This window comes from Actinoallomurus acaciae, assembly GCF_042429965.1.
Taxonomy (GTDB): Bacteria; Actinomycetota; Actinomycetes; order Streptosporangiales; family Streptosporangiaceae; genus Actinoallomurus; species Actinoallomurus acaciae.
The window spans coordinates 1-13,401 of the sequence record NZ_JBHLZP010000207.1; the positions used below are offsets into that span (position 1 = coordinate 1).

A 13,401-nucleotide genomic window follows, 5' to 3' on the forward strand; every position below is an offset into this window, starting at 1 on the left:
CGCGAGGTGACCGGCGGCGCGGGAGCCGACGTGGTCCTCGACGGTGCGGGCGGCGCGATCGGACGGGCGGCGTTCGAGGTGACCGCGGGCGGCGGCCGGTTCTCGGCCCACGGGGCGCCCTCCGGCGGGTTCGCCGTGCTCGACCCCGCCGAGGCGGAGAAACGCGACATCACCGTCAGCGGCATCGGCGACCTCCAGCTCGCGCCGGAGGAGATGCGGCAGGTCCTCGCCCGGGCGCTGGCCGAGGCGGTGGACGGGCGGATGCGGCCGGTCGTCGGCCGGACCTTCCCGCTGGAGCGCGCCGCCGACGCCCACGCCGCGATCGAGGCACGTGAGGTCATCGGGCGGACGCTCCTGCTGCCCTGACCGGCCGCGAACGAACCGGCGGCGAGAGCCGGGGTTGCGGTAGTACTCGCCGGAAATCGGGCGGATATGACTGACCAGCGGTGATGCGGCGGTCCGGCTGCAGCGGTCAGATGTTGGCCTGGATGGCGGCGAGGTCGGCGTGGGCCCGCTCGATGGCCTCGGGGTAGCGCTGGCGCTTGCCGTGCTCGGCCAGAGCCCGGTAGACGCTGGCCAGGCTCGGGTTGCGGCCCTTGCGCTTGCCGGTGGGGATGATCAGGTCCGGCCGGATGTCCTCGACGGACTCGCCGCGGGCGCGGCGCCGCAGCACGGTGTGCAGCATGTCCTCGGTGATCACCGGGGGCCGACCGCCGTGGTTTCCCTTGCGGGCGGCGGCGTTCAGACCCTCCAGGGTGGCTTCGCGGATGTTCTCGCGTTCGGTTTCGGCCATCGCGGCGAAGAACGCGAACAGCACCCGCCCGGTGCCGGACGGGTCGTAGATCCCGGTCAGCGGTCCGGCCAGCATTTCCAGGGCGATGCCGTGCGTGGTGAGGTGGTCGGCCAGCGCGGTCAGTTCGGCGGAGTCGCGGCCGAGCCGCTTCATCTCGTACACGGTGAGGATCACCCGGCAGTGCGGGGCGTGCGCCTTGATCTGCCGGCACGCCTCCAGGGCCTTCTCAAACTCGGGGCGGACCCGCACGCGGGTGGAGACTTTCTCGGCGAAGATCTTCTCGCGCGGGATGCCCGCCGCGGCCAGGGCATCGAGCTGGGACTGAAGTTCTTGGGTCAGGTGGGAGCAGCGAGCGTAGCCGATGCGGATGTCCGCACTCGGCGTGTCCGCCAGGATCGGCGCCGGCGGCGGTGTACCCGCCCGCCACGGCTGCCCCGGTCCCCGGTCGGACGGCGTCGGCACCCGCAATTCCTTGGCCAGCTGGGGCACCCTCGTGAATCGGGCGGTGTGATAGGTGCCGGCGACCGCTCCGGAACGGGTCCGACACGGCGAGCCCGGCTGGACGGCGCATCTCGGGCACGGATGGCGCTCGACCTCGTCGGCATCGGACAACGTGGCGGGTTCTCGGTCGCTGCTCACTCCCGGAATCGTGAGAACGAGTTTTGAGACGAAATCCGGCCCGCGTGCTGCTCCGGCGGCCTGCCGAGCTGGCGTTCTCAGAATGGACCGTTTACGAGAAGGCGGGATCCTTGACGCCGCTTCCCCTGCCTTGACGCAACACGAGGCGATCATTACCGTTCTACTAACTTCATAGAAGAAGGGTATTGAGTGTTGTTCCAGTTCCGATTGGACGGCTCCAGCGGAGTCCCGCCCTATCTGCAGATCGTCCAGCAGGTGCGGCAGGCGTTGTTGCTGGGTTACCTGCACTCCGGGGACCAGCTGCCGACCGTGAAGGAGGTGGTCGCCTCCTTGGCGATCAATCCGAACACGGTGGTGAAGGCCTACCGCCAGCTGGAGAACGAGGGGATGGTGACACCTCGGCCGGGACAGGGCACTTTCATCACCGCCTCCGTCGAGCCGGTGGCCCCGGGGGCGCACGCCCGGTTGCGTCGCTCGCTCGAACAGTGGGTCCGCGACGCCTATGCCGCCGGGCTCGATGACGAGATGGTCACGGCCATGTTCGCCACCATCCGCAACGAGTTGAGGGCGGAGGGAGTGGCGTGAACACGGCACTGGAGACCAAGAGCCTCGGTCTGCGGTACGGCAAGGCGTGGGCGTTGCGGGACTGCACCCTGCGGCTGCCCGCCGGGTCGGTGATCGCGCTGGTCGGCCCGAACGGCGCGGGAAAGACCACACTGCTGCAACTGGTCACCGGCCTGCTGCACCCGACAGAGGGCACCGTCGAGGTTCTCGGCCAGGACGCCCGCGCGGGCTCGGCCGAGGCGCTGGCAAAGGTCGGCTTCGTCGCCCAGGAACACCCGCTTTACCAGGGATTCTCGGTGTCCGACCTGCTCCGGATGGGACGCGCACTCAACCTGCGCTGGGATCAGCCACTGGCCGAACGCAGGCTGGGAGAACTCGCCATCCCCCTCGCCAAGCGTGCCGGAAGTCTGTCCGGCGGCCAGCAGGCCCAGGTCGCGTTGGCACTGGCGCTCGCCAAGCGTCCCGCCCTCCTGGTTCTGGACGAGCCGCTGGCCAACCTCGATCCGATCGCGCGCCGCGACTTCATGCGCACGGTGATGGCCGCCGTCGCCGAAGACGAGATCACCGTCCTGCTGTCCTCCCACGTGATCGCCGATCTGGAGGCGGCGTGTGACTGGCTGGTGCTCCTGAAAGGTGGCACACCCCAACTCGCCGGCGCGATCGAGGAGGTCCTGGCCGGCCACCGGATGCTCACCGGGCCGCGCACCGACGCCGAAGCGTCGATGCCCGGGCTGGTCCGTGCCACGTACAGCGACCGCCACACCGACCTGCTGGTCCGCACCGAGACCGGGCCCGATCTGCATCCGACCTGGCGATCTCAGCCGGTCGGCCTGGAAGAACTCATCCTCGCCTACCTCGAACGACCGACGGAGCTCACCCGATGATCTGGCTCACCTGGCGGCAGCACCGCGTCCAGGCGTTCGCCGGCCTGGCGCTGATCGCCGTCACCGCCCTGGTCTTCCTCCCGTACGGCCACGCGATCCGCGGCGCCTATGACCAGCACGGCGTTGGACCGTGCCTGGTCCACGGCACCGGCGGTGACGGCTGCCAGTCCGCCATGTCCGCGTTCATGAACCGGTTCAACGGCATCGCGAACCACCTGCTGACCTGGTTCACCCCGGTACCCGGCCTGATCGGCGCGACTATCGGCGCGAGCCTGCTCGGCCGCGAGTACGAGCACGGCACCTGGCGCCTGGCCTGGACCCAGGCGGTGCCCCGGACCCGGTGGCTGATCGCCAAGATCCTGCTGGTCGGTCTCGGGATCGTGGTGACCACGGTGGTCCTCGGCGGGATCTTCGGCTGGTTCCGCGGCCCGATCGACGATGTGTCCGGCAGATTCTCCCCGGGGGCGTTCGATCTCGAAGGGCTCTCACTCACCGGGTACACGCTCTTCGCCTTCGCGGCGGGCGTCCTGGCGGGGCAGGTGCTCCGCCGCACGGTCCCGGCGATCGTCGCGGCGTTCGCCGCGTTCATGGCGCTGCGTCTCCCGGTGGAGTTCTGGCTGCGGCAGCGATACCAGACGCCGGTGACCCACCTGCTGCCTCCAAGCGGCCACTGGGGCAGCATCGGCCCGATGACCGTGCCCACCACGCCGGGCACGCCGGGCTGGACCCTCAGCCAGGGCCTGGTCGACAAGACCGGTCACCCGGTCACCACCGCCCTCCAGGAGCAGATCTCCCAGCGGAGGAACGCTCTCGGCGGCCCCGCCGCCGACGCCTACCTGCGCGGGCTCGGACTGCACCTCAAGGTCGTCTACCAGCCCGCGAGCCGGTTCTGGACCTTCCAGATCATCGAGGCCTCCCTGTTCATCGGCCTCGCCGTCGTGCTCGCCGGCATCACCATCGGGCTGCTACACAGCCGCAGCACCTGACCCCTACCGGCACTCGGGGCCCGGCCGATACGTGCCTGGTCTCACCCGTGGCGCACAAACGGTCCGAACCTAGACCTCCGCCTGCCAGGTCCGGGCGAAGGCTCAAGACGAAGAGGAGCCCACGTGCCGCCTGCCTGCGGCGCCGTGGGCATCCCGGCCGCGTCTGGAGTCTCGCCCGTCGTGCTCAAGCCACTCCACGAACAACGCCCCCATGGAGACAACGTGATCAAGTTCCGAATGACCGCCCGTCCGCACGTATGGGCGCGGATCGCGACGGGTCTCGCCGCAGCGGGCATGCTCATTGCCGCGGCCGGATGCGCGCCCACCGGCGACCGGACCGTCCAGGCGGCAGCAGCCACTCCACCCGACAGCGTGGCGACGGACTGCGACTCCCTGGCCACCTGCTACACCCCGCGCCAGCTCCGGGTGGCCTACGGCATCCAGCCACTACTGGACCATGGGATCGACGGCCGCGGCCAGACCATCATGGTGCCCGCACTCGGCGTACAGCAGCCGGTGTCGCCGCCCAAGGTCAGCGATATCCGCCAGGACATGAGGCGATTCGACGGCCTGTTCGGCCTGCCCGCCGCACGGCTGAAGGTCGACCCCACGCTCGCCGGAGACGCCTCGCCGTGGCTGGCCAACCAGGAGGAGGTACAAGACGTCCAGATCCTGCACGCGCTCGCCCCGGCTGCGACGATCCGCGTGGTCCTGGTCGAGCCGACCGCCCTGAGCAGCCCCGCCAGCGCCATGGCCGCGCTGACCGGTGCGCTGCGACGCGGCCTCTCCCACACCGACGTGATCTCGATCAGCGCAGGCTGGGGCGAGCACTGCCTCACCGGCACCCAGATCGCCCGGCAGCACGCGGTGCTGCAAGCAGCACGGAACCGTCATGTCACAGTCGTCGCCGGCTCAGGTGACACCGGCGCCGTGAGCAGGCCCTGCCCCGGTTCCACCCGCCAGGATCCTTGGACCCCGGTCAAGGAGGTCAGCGCGCCGGCCTCGGACCCACTCGTCCTGGCCGCCGGCGGCACCATTTTCAAAGCCAGCCACCAAACTGGCGCCTACATCGGCGAGACCGCCTGGAGTGTCCCTTCACATTCCCAAGGCACGGGCGGAGGCTTCAGCCACCTGTTCTCCCGGCCGGACTACCAGGACGGCGTCTCCGGCACCAACGTCGGCCGGGCGGTGCCCGACGTGGCCGCCGACGCCGCTCCCAGCACCGGCATGGCGATGGTCATCAGCGGCAGCGACCAGAGAGACACCATCTTCGGAGCCGGCGGCACCAGCGCCAGCACCCCGCTGTGGGCCGCGCTGATCGCCCTGGCCAACCAGTCCGCCGGACACGACCTGGGTTTCGTCAACCCCGTCATCTACCGCATCGGCCACAGCGCCGGCCACCACGGCGCGTTCCACGACGTGACCACGGGGGACAACACCGTGACGGTCTCCGACAAAACGATCAGCGGCTACCGGGCGGCACCCGGCTACGACCCCGTCACCGGCTGGGGCAGTCCCAACGCACGCGTACTCGTCCCCCTGCTCACCCGCTACGCCCCGGGCAGTCACATCCGGTGACCGAAAAGACGACGTCACGGACGAGTGCGCGCTGAACGAATACGCGAAGCCCACCAGTAAACCGTGGGCCGGTCAGAACAATGTGTCCCGCACCCGCAGCGGCCGGTACCCGGTGGGGCCGAGCTGCGCGAGTTCGCCCTCGATGTCGACGTCGATGGAGCCGAAGAAGTTGATGTTCTCACTGTGCGCTGGGGAAATGTGGGCCAGGACCTCATCGTCGATGCGCCGCCCGGTCGCGCGCATCGACTCCACGGCCAGCCCGTAGTACTCGGTCGTCCAGGCGGCCACGGCGTTGGTGACCAATGTGAGGCACCATGCTTGTTCGGTCTGCGCCTCGAGGTGGCGGGCGCGCACGGTCCCCTCATGGGCGTACAGCAAGTCCCGTTTGAGGGCGTGTAGCGACTCGCCCTGTTCAGTTGCCGGGCGATCTTGCGCCGGTACGCCGGGTCGGCCAGGTAGCGGGCGGCGTAGATCGTCCGCCGCAGCGCCCCGTACTCCTTCAACGCCGCGGCCAGGGCGTTCTGCCGGCCGGAGGCCGATAGCTTGCCGACCAGCAGCGAGGCGGTGGCGTGCCCGAACTTCAGCGACCCGGCCAGCCGGAGCAGGTCGTCGTAGTGCTCGGCGATCAGATCGGTGTTGAGTCGGCGGGTCAGCAGGGGCCCGGTGAGCGGGAACGCCGCTTACGCCTCAGAGCGGGGCCCAGTGCGGTAGAGGGTGATCTTGCCCAGATCCCGGATGCTTGTGCTGGTCGGTCACGTGCGTGTACGTCGACAGCCCCTCATGCGCGAAATACCGGCTCAACGCCCGGGCGGTAATCGACCCGGGCGGTAATCGACTTGCCCCGCGTCGGGAATCGCTGGCCATCGCTGGAGGACAAAGTGCCAGCGCCGAAGACCGGGGTCAGCGGCAGCCGCTGGTGATAGCCGATGATCGCCAGGTTCGCCGCGCGCAGCGTCTCCTCACGCACATACCACGCAGATGTCCACGCGAGCACGTCGTAGGAGATGCCGCATGCGTCGGCCATCCGCGTCAACCCCAAGTTGGTGGAATGCGCGATCAGCACCGCGATCAAGTTCCGCTTCAACTCCGAGCTGCGGGCCTGCTTGCCGCCAGCGTGGGCGAAGCAGTCCAGGAACCCGGTGCGCTTGTCGAGCTCGTTCAGCAACGACACGATCGGCACGAACGGCAGCATCTCGGTCAGCTCCGCCTTGAGCGCCACCGCCTCGGCCGGCACGTCCTCCGCCGACAACGGCGAGATCACCAGGTCACCATCGTCGTCCGGCCGCACCGGGCCATCCCCGGCCGCCAGGACCTCCTCCAACTCACCGAGCGCCTCGCCCAGTTCGTCCTCCGCGCGGGCCAGCGCGCGAAAAGCCTCTACAGGTTTGCCGACCAACCTGCAGAACTCCACGCGCTGATCGGCCCACTTGTCCAGGGTCAGCAGGCAAGCGGCCGGGTCGGAATAGCGGCGTGAACCCGGCACGAACACATCCCCGCTGCGCAGGCCGTCCCGCAGCGCCAACAGCACACACAGCTCCCAGTAGTGCCGGTAGGCGCTGGCGTTGCCAGAGGTCACCGCGGCTCCCAAGTAGCCATGCCACCTGGCGGGCACAAACCCGTCCGGCGCCCCGCTCACCCCGGATCAGCCCGCCGACCTCCTCATCCGGCACCGTCGGGTCAGCGGCAATCGCGAGGATCGCGTCCAGCAACGCCTGCCGGTCCTCCCCGGCCTTGCCGCGATGGGCCAAGACGTCACGCATCTTCCGTTCGGCCTTACTCTCCCGCGCCGAGACCGCCTGGTCGAACAGCTGCACCACCTCGTCGAGCACATCGGTGGCCGACTGCGTCAGCAGCGTCAACAAAATCGGATACCGGCGTTGCGGATCGCGCCGCTCCAGCGCCTGCGCAGTCAACCGACGGCCTACGGTCGCCAGGAATCGGCGCCGTTCGGCAGGCAGCACCGATAGATCTAGGGTGTCCGTGCCCAGGCCACGCAGGAACTCCAGCTTCGCGGCCTCGGCTTTCACCGCGGCCGGGGACGCCTCCACCGGGCCAGTCGACAGCCACCGCAACTCGACAGCCACCGCAACCGAGTCATCTTGACCTCGGGATCGACCACCAGCAGCTTGTCCAGCGCGGCGCACCGTTCGTCAGTGAACTCGTGCGCCAGGCGATCGTAGGTCTCCCGCTGTGCCTCGGCGCGGGCATGCGCGACCCGCTCCACCACCGTCACCGGGCCGGGACGAATCACCTTCGCCGAGATCAAGTACTCACACGCCAGCCGAAACAGCAGCGTCGGCGAGTCATGCTCCATCGCCCGCGCCAACAGGAACTCGTCCAGCTCCTTCGACTCCAGCGCGGTCGGCAGCCGCCACCCTAGATACCGCGCCGCCAGCCGCAGATGCTCGGTCCGCGTCTTCGCCCGCCCGCCACAGGACCGTAAAACGGCCGAGTCAACGCCGAGCTGATCTGCCAGCCGGGCGACCGCCACCGGCGGTGCCGCGCACACCTCGTCCGGAACGAAACCCAGCCACGGCAACGTACACAACGCCACCACACCGCCAGCCCCAGCCGATCCGCCGGGCCACGCCCGCGGCCGGGATCAACAAACGCGACATCCGCCGGAGTCAGCGTGAAAAACCTGGCCAACTCATCCCGGCCGATCTCCGGAAACCCCCGCAGACGCTCCAACTCCTCGTCCGCGAACACCCGCGTCGCCAAACACGACCTCCAGCCCAAGATCCTCAGATCAGGAGCCTACTCAGCCATATCCGCCCGATTCTCGGCGAGTACTACGGCGACCCCGAGCCGCGGGCCCCTGTCTACCGCATTCGCGATATGTCTTGACCGTCGGTACGACGCGATATATCTTCTCTGAGAACGAGACATCCCGCCAGCTTTCGGTGGAACGCTGTTTTCAATCTACGAACGGCGTTCTTGCAACGATCATAGTTCAATACCGGAGCGTTGTTCGTTACCTCGGAGGAGACCATGACCACGTCGACCGAGTCCCTGACGGGGCCCGAAGCGGCCCGTGAGCCGTATCCCTTGCGATGGATCGCGCTGTTCGTTCTGCTGGCCGCCGAGGTCATGGACCTGCTCGACGCGCTGATCATGAACATCGCGGCCCCGTCCATCCGGGCCGACATCGGCGGCGGCGCGAGCACGATCCAGTGGCTCGGCGCCGCGTACACGCTGGCCATGGCGGTCGGCCTCATCACCGGCGGCCGGCTGGGCGACATCGTCGGCCGCCGGCGGATGTTCCTGATCGGAGCGCTCGGCTTCACCGTCGGCTCGCTCCTGTGCGCGGTGTCGCCGTCGCCCGAGATGCTGATCGCCTGCCGAGGACTACAGGGGCTCTTCGGCGCCGTGATGCTTCCCCAGGGCCTGGGCCTGATCAAGGAGATGTTCGCCGAACAGGAGATGGGGACGGCCTTCGGCATGTTCGGGCCGGTGATGGGCCTGTCCTCGGTCGGCGGTCCGGTGCTGGCCGGCTGGCTGATCGACGCCGACTACTTCGGCACCGGCTGGCGCATGATCTTCCTGATCAACCTGCCGCTGGGGCTGCTCGCGCTGCTCGGCGGCCTGCGTTTCCTGCCGGAGTCGCGGGCGGCACGGCCGCCGCGACTGGACCTGGTCGGCGTGGTGCTGGCCGGATTCGCCTCACTCCTGATCGTCTATCCGCTCGTCCAGGGACGTGAGCTCGGCTGGCCCGCGTGGACCTTCGTCTCCATGGCCGTCGCGGTCGCCCTCTTCGGACTCTTCGGCTGGTACGAGGCGCGCAAGCGCCGCTCGGGCGGTGACCCGCTAGTCGAGCCCGGCCTGTTCCGCAAGCGCGGCTTCACCGGCGGCCTGATCGTCGGGCTCGTGTTCTTCGCCGGCATCTCCGGGTTTTCGTTGGTCTTCAGCCTCTTCACCCAGCTGGGTCTCGGCTACTCACCGCTCAAGGCGGGCCTCGTCGGCGTGCCGCTCTCGGTCGGCATGGTCGGCGGGTTCGGCGTCGCCCAGGCCGTCCAAAAGTTCGGCCGTACGGTCCTCCACGCCGGCCTCATCGTCATGGCCGCGGGCGTCGCGGCCGTCATCGTCACCCTGCACCTGACCGGCGTCGACGTCTCACCCTGGCAGCTGATCCCCGCGCTCGCCCTGACCGGCCTGGGCATGGGCGTGCTGATGGCGCCGTTCTTCGACATCGTCCTGGCGAGCGTGGAGAGGCACGAGACCGGCTCCGCCTCCGGCACGCTCACCGCCGTACAGCAACTCGGCAGCACGCTCGGCATCGCGGTGCTGGGCACGCTGTTCTTCGGGTTCCTCGGCAGCCATGTCGCCGGCGCCACCGACACGGTCGCACCGCGCGCCCTCGCCGCGGCCGGTGTCCAACAGCCGATGCGGGACCACCTGGTCACCGAGCTGCGCACCTGCGGCCACGACCGGGCGGCCGCCAAGGACCAGGAGGAGGTGCCGCCTTCGTGCGTACGGCTGGAGGGCGACCTGCGCACCGCCGAGGCGCCGGTACGGCTGGCTGCGGCGCGCGCCGCCGAACAGTCGGCCAAGCGCGGGTTCGGCCAGGCGATGAACCTCACGCTGTGGATCGAGGTCGGCCTGGTGGCACTGACGTTCGGCGCGGCGTTCCTGCTGCCACTGCGCGCCCGCCCGGAGTGATCGGCCGGAGCGAGCGGCCGGAGCGAGCGGGATGACGGGCCGTAGTGATCGGCCGCAGTGATGAGCCGTAGTGATCGGCCGCAGGTTATCCACAGCCGCCCTGCGCATCTTCCGCCCTCCGCCCCTCGCCCTGGACACTGGAAGTGGGCTGGAGCCCCCGGGCGGGAGGGGCGCGGGACGGGCGCGGGACGGGCGCGGGACGGGCGCGGGACGGGCGCGGGACGTGGGGCCGCGACTCGGGACGCGGGAACAGGGTGCGGGACCAGGGCGCGACGCCGAGATGCGGCATCAGGGCGTGGGACCGGAGTGCGGGACCGGGGCGCCAGCGCCGAGATGCGGCACCAGGGCGCGGAACCAAAGCGCGGCGCCGTCCGGCTGGGCAGGCGGGAATGATGCGGGCCGTTCTCACCTGGTGAGAGCGGCCCGTCTCACTGTTCGAGCTGGCGCTGCTGTTTCTGCTGCTTGCGTTCGAGCTTGCGGCGTTTGAGCTCCGCGTCCGTCGCCTTGCGTTCGACGCCGACGCCGCCCCAGAACGCCACGCCGGTGACGACGATTCGTGGCGCGCCCGGTGCGCCCGGGCCGGTCGCCCGTGTGTCGAAGCCGCCCATGATGCCGAGACCGCCGACGTGCACCTCGGCGTCTTCGGGGACGAGGATCTGCACGCCGCCCATCACGGCGTACGCCCGGATCGTGATCTGTGGGCCGGAGAAGCGCGCCTCGCGCAGGTCCACCACGCCGCCGCCGCAGAACGCCACGGCGTTGAACGTCTCGGGCGCCACCCAGCCGCCCTTGCGCTCGAAGCCACCGAGGATCCCGATGCCCATCGTCGAGGTGGGCGTGCCGCCGAACCGGTCGCGGGAAGGGGCCCGCGGCGCGGAATGGGACTCCGACGGCAGGTCACGGGTGATGGGCTCGAGGTCACCATACGTCTTCGCGGCGTACACTGCGCTGAGTCGTTCGTCGAGTTCTTCCAGGTCAAGGCGGCCTTCCCCGGCCGCTTCGCGGAGGATCGCGGCGACGTCGTCCCGATCGGCGTCGGAGATGCGCATCTCGCGCCGCTCAGGGAGATTCATCATGCAGACAGACTAAAGCGCCGGATCGCGAGTGCGTACCCCCGTTCGTACCGGCGCGCTCTTGGAGGAGCGGTGAACTACAGGACGCTGGCGTCGCTCGCGCTGGCCGGGGGCGCCGCACTCGCGTCGCTCACGGCTCTGGGTCCCCCGGCCGCCGCCGCGCCGTTCGACCCCTGCTCGGCGATCTCTCAGGGCAGGCTGCGATACCCCACCGGCAGCGCTCAGCACCTGGTCGTGGCGGTCTCGTCGGACTACGACTCGAACCACGTCGTCGTCACCGAATGCGCCAAGAAGGGGCGTTCGTGGGCGAAGCTCACCGAGACGGAGGGGCGCGCGGGCGTGAACGGCTTCGCCCGCCCCGGCCAGAAGCGCGAGGGCGACGGCAAGAGCCCGACCGGCTCCTTCACCTTCACGCAGGCGTTCGGCATGGGCGACCCCGGCACCCGGCTGCCGTACCGCACGCTGCGCGACTCCGGCGACTGCTGGGGCGCCACGCCCGGCGAGAGCCACTACAACGACTACTACTCGGGCACCTGCCACCCGGCGGACGAGGACCTGTCCACCATCATGCAGCTCGGGTCGTACCGCCAGGCGGTCGTCATCGACTACAACCGGCCCAGGCCGGTGCCCGGACACGGCTCGGCCATCTTCTTCCACGTCGGCGGCAAGACCCCGACCGCGGGATGCGTCTCGATCGACGAGACCCGGCTGCGCGGCATCATGCGGACCCTCGTTTCGGGCGACCGGATCATCATGGGCCCGCGGTCGGAGCTGTTCCGCGGCCAGGTCTAGGACTCACGGCCGATGGTGCGCTCCTCCCATGATGTGGGGAAATAGCGACCGTGAACGACAACTGGGTGGACGCCTACCTTGCCCGGATCGGGGCCGGACGCCCGGCCCGGCCCGATGACGAGGCGCTGCGCGACCTGCACACCCGACATCTGCTCGCGGTGCCCTTCGAGAACCTGAGCATCCATCTCGGCGAGGACATCGTCCTGGACCCCGAGGCGCTCGTCGCCAAGGTCGTCGGGCGCCGGCGCGGCGGCTTCTGCTACGAGCTGGGTGGGGCGTTCGCGACGCTGCTCGCCGCGCTCGGCTTCGACGTGGAGCTCCTCGCGGCCCGCGTGTTCGACGGTGACCGGCTCGGCGTGCCGTACGACCACATGGCGCTGCGGGTCGGGCCGTGGCTCGCCGACGTCGGCTTCGGCGCCCACACGCATCACCCGCTGCGGCTGGACGCCCGTGGCGACCAGCCGGACCCCGGCGGCGTCTTCCGGATCGCCGAGACGCCCGAAGGCGACCTCGACGTCATCAAGGACGGCCGGCCGGAGTACCGCCTGGAGACCCGGCCACGCGCGCTGGAGGACTTCGAGGCCGGCTGCTGGTGGCACCGCACCTCGCCGAGGTCGCACTTCACCCGCTCCCTCGTCTGCTCGATGCTCACCGAGTCGGGCCGGGTGACCCTGAGCGGACGCACCCTCATCCGTACGGTCGACGGCGAGCGTGACGAGCGGGAGCTCACCGGCGACGCCGAGGTGCTCGCCGCCTACCGGTCCTGGTTCGGCGTCGAACTGGACCGCGTCCCCGAGGTCGCCGGGCGCCTCACCGGCCGGAGCGGCGGCGCAGGAGCACCTTGAGCCCGTTCGTGGTGCGCACCAGCCAGATCACCGCGACCACTCCGAATATCGCGAAGAAGATCGTCTGCCGCGTCCCGGTGTCGTGGTCGAGCAGGCTCATGACGCTCCAGCCCAGGCAGACCAGCGAGGCGAACAGGCTCAGGTAACCGGTGATGAGGTTCCTCGGCGTGAACCGGTACCACGGGTCGTCGGCGGGCCAGGGCTCCCTCTCCTCGGACATCATCGAAACCACCTTCTCTGTCTGCGTTCCTGTCCGGTCGCTCCGAATGTTGCCGAGAGACCACCGCGGCCCGCCTCGGTCCCGCGTTCGGTCTTGGCGCCGTCCCCTCCGACTTTCGGCCGACCCGATTCGAACCCGCGGATGATCCGGGCATCGGGGAGAGGCGGCATCCTCGATGGCATGACCGGTGCGCGATCTGAGGGCGGCTCATCGCCGCGAACGGGCGGGACCGTCGTCCGCCGTGGCCCGCTCGTCGCCGAGATCGCCGCCCTGGTGCTCTGCGTGGTGGCCGACAGCGTGGCCATCGCCGCCGCCCCCGGCTCGGGCGGCCTCGCGGCCGGGCTGGCCACCGCGACGGCGACCGGGTT

The 13,401-nt window shown here is 69.9% G+C and carries 14 protein-coding genes and 3 pseudogenes; 9 read left to right on the forward strand and 8 right to left on the reverse strand.

What is annotated here, in order from left to right; genetic code table 11:
• Positions 1–366: zinc-binding dehydrogenase (locus ACFFNX_RS25375; RefSeq protein WP_378207168.1), on the forward strand; the 366-nt coding region annotated here is incomplete at its 5' end.
• Positions 367–472: 106 nt separating this feature from the next.
• On the opposite strand, the gene ACFFNX_RS25380 is transcribed toward ACFFNX_RS25375, so the two are convergent.
• Both ACFFNX_RS25380 and ACFFNX_RS52390 read right to left on the reverse strand, forming a co-directional pair.
• Complete coding sequence (locus ACFFNX_RS25380; RefSeq protein WP_378207171.1) at positions 473–1,255, reverse strand: recombinase family protein; 783 nt, start codon at positions 1,253–1,255, stop codon at positions 473–475.
• Positions 1,256–1,585: pseudogene (locus ACFFNX_RS52390) on the reverse strand (zinc finger domain-containing protein); the annotation flags it as partial.
• A 36-nt stretch (positions 1,586–1,621) separates the two neighbouring features.
• On the opposite strand from ACFFNX_RS52390, the gene ACFFNX_RS25385 reads away from it, so the two are divergent.
• The 4 genes from ACFFNX_RS25385 to ACFFNX_RS25400 all read left to right on the forward strand — a co-directional run bounded on the left by ACFFNX_RS25385 (position 1,622) and on the right by ACFFNX_RS25400 (position 5,444).
• Positions 1,622–2,017 carry a GntR family transcriptional regulator gene (locus ACFFNX_RS25385; RefSeq protein WP_378207174.1) on the forward strand — a complete coding sequence of 132 codons (396 nt, stop codon included), beginning with the start codon at positions 1,622–1,624 and terminating at the stop codon, positions 2,015–2,017.
• Positions 2,014–2,880: an ATP-binding cassette domain-containing protein gene (locus ACFFNX_RS25390; RefSeq protein WP_378207177.1), complete on the forward strand. Its 867-nt coding sequence runs from the start codon at positions 2,014–2,016 to the stop codon at positions 2,878–2,880. Before ACFFNX_RS25385 ends, ACFFNX_RS25390 begins: the two co-directional genes overlap by 4 nt.
• Entirely contained in the window at positions 2,877–3,866 is a 990-nt protein-coding gene (locus ACFFNX_RS25395; protein ID WP_378207180.1) for an ABC-2 membrane transporter-related protein, read from the forward strand. The genes ACFFNX_RS25390 and ACFFNX_RS25395 overlap by 4 nt, the downstream gene beginning before the upstream one ends.
• Before the next feature lie 222 nt (positions 3,867–4,088).
• Positions 4,089–5,444, forward strand: coding sequence for a S53 family peptidase (locus tag ACFFNX_RS25400; RefSeq protein ID WP_378207183.1), 1,356 nt, complete (start codon positions 4,089–4,091; stop codon positions 5,442–5,444).
• 72 nt (positions 5,445–5,516) lie between these two features.
• Here ACFFNX_RS25400 and ACFFNX_RS25405 read toward each other — a convergent pair.
• The 4 genes and pseudogenes from ACFFNX_RS25405 to ACFFNX_RS25420 form a co-directional block, all read right to left on the reverse strand.
• Positions 5,517–6,100: pseudogene (locus ACFFNX_RS25405) on the reverse strand (Tn3 family transposase).
• A gap of 122 nt (positions 6,101–6,222) precedes the next feature.
• Complete coding sequence (locus tag ACFFNX_RS25410) at positions 6,223–7,020, reverse strand: Tn3 family transposase (protein ID WP_378207187.1); 798 nt, start codon at positions 7,018–7,020, stop codon at positions 6,223–6,225.
• A gap of 447 nt (positions 7,021–7,467) precedes the next feature.
• Positions 7,468–7,983, reverse strand: coding sequence for a DUF4158 domain-containing protein (locus ACFFNX_RS25415; protein WP_378207190.1), 516 nt, complete (start codon positions 7,981–7,983; stop codon positions 7,468–7,470).
• 44 nt (positions 7,984–8,027) lie between these two features.
• Positions 8,028–8,153: pseudogene (locus tag ACFFNX_RS25420) on the reverse strand (DUF4158 domain-containing protein); the annotation flags it as partial.
• A gap of 282 nt (positions 8,154–8,435) precedes the next feature.
• Between ACFFNX_RS25420 and ACFFNX_RS25425 the strand changes: the two are divergent.
• Positions 8,436–10,103 (forward strand): MFS transporter, encoded by a 1,668-nt coding sequence (locus ACFFNX_RS25425; RefSeq protein ID WP_378207193.1) that lies wholly within the window; start codon positions 8,436–8,438, stop codon positions 10,101–10,103.
• 428 nt (positions 10,104–10,531) lie between these two features.
• Here ACFFNX_RS25425 and ACFFNX_RS25430 read toward each other — a convergent pair whose 3' ends face one another.
• Positions 10,532–11,179, reverse strand: a complete 648-nt coding sequence (locus ACFFNX_RS25430) for a DUF1707 SHOCT-like domain-containing protein (RefSeq protein ID WP_378207196.1) — start codon at positions 11,177–11,179, stop codon at positions 10,532–10,534.
• Between the two features lie 69 nt (positions 11,180–11,248).
• Between ACFFNX_RS25430 and ACFFNX_RS25435 the strand changes: the two genes are divergently transcribed.
• A complete protein-coding gene (locus ACFFNX_RS25435; RefSeq protein WP_378207199.1) occupies positions 11,249–11,968 on the forward strand; it encodes a L,D-transpeptidase family protein in 720 nt (239 codons plus the stop codon).
• Between the two features lie 50 nt (positions 11,969–12,018).
• Positions 12,019–12,813: an arylamine N-acetyltransferase family protein gene (locus ACFFNX_RS25440; protein ID WP_378207202.1), complete on the forward strand. Its 795-nt coding sequence runs from the start codon at positions 12,019–12,021 to the stop codon at positions 12,811–12,813.
• On the opposite strand, the gene ACFFNX_RS25445 is transcribed toward ACFFNX_RS25440, so the two are convergent.
• Positions 12,779–13,036, reverse strand: a complete 258-nt coding sequence (locus ACFFNX_RS25445) for a hypothetical protein (protein WP_378207205.1) — start codon at positions 13,034–13,036, stop codon at positions 12,779–12,781. The two genes, ACFFNX_RS25440 and ACFFNX_RS25445, sit on opposite strands and share 35 nt — an antisense overlap.
• Before the next feature lie 177 nt (positions 13,037–13,213).
• On the opposite strand from ACFFNX_RS25445, the gene ACFFNX_RS25450 reads away from it, so the two are divergent.
• Positions 13,214–13,401 (forward strand): hypothetical protein (locus ACFFNX_RS25450; RefSeq protein ID WP_378207208.1); only part of this gene is annotated, 188 nt, incomplete at its 3' end.

Coding starts and splice junctions, on each gene's coding strand:
- ACFFNX_RS25395 (WP_378207180.1), top strand. CDS start 2,877: ATGATCTGGCTCACCTGGCGGCAGCACCGCGTCCAGGCGTTCGCCGGC.
- ACFFNX_RS25425 (WP_378207193.1), top strand. CDS start 8,436: ATGACCACGTCGACCGAGTCCCTGACGGGGCCCGAAGCGGCCCGTGAG.
- ACFFNX_RS25430 (WP_378207196.1), bottom strand. CDS start 11,179: ATGATGAATCTCCCTGAGCGGCGCGAGATGCGCATCTCCGACGCCGAT.
- ACFFNX_RS25445 (WP_378207205.1), bottom strand. CDS start 13,036: ATGATGTCCGAGGAGAGGGAGCCCTGGCCCGCCGACGACCCGTGGTAC.